The following is a 263-nucleotide window of genomic DNA, read 5'->3' as shown; positions in this document are numbered from 1 at the left end:
GCTTGACGCTCACCGACTGTTTCAGTGAAAAGTGCGGTTGGATTTAAGGATAATTCTACACCTTGAATCGAGAATGTTTTTAAATCCACTTTCTTATCTCGACCCGCAATTTGTTGCAGACGCACACCCACGAGAATTCGTTGGTGACGAGAATTGATGGTATCCAATACCGCGTAACAAACGCCCGGACGCAATTTACCGTGTAAGCCTTTATCACGAGAGCCGCCAGTCGAGCCGGCTTCTGTGGTATTACGGAAATGTAA

The 263-nt window shown here is 46.4% G+C and carries 1 protein-coding gene; it reads right to left on the bottom strand.

Features of this window, described 5'->3' with window-relative positions; genetic code table 11:
* Nucleotides 1-263, bottom strand: a 263-nt coding sequence (locus tag ACTHSX_RS10695) for a hypothetical protein (protein WP_440379674.1), incomplete at both ends; no start/stop codon positions are given.

Origin of the sequence: Neisseria sp. P0014.S002 (assembly GCF_051958295.1) — a bacterium.
GTDB lineage: Bacteria > Pseudomonadota > Gammaproteobacteria > Burkholderiales > Neisseriaceae > Neisseria > Neisseria flavescens_B.
The sequence above is the reverse complement of the archived record's forward strand: the minus strand, read 5'-3'. Positions and strand labels throughout refer to the sequence as shown.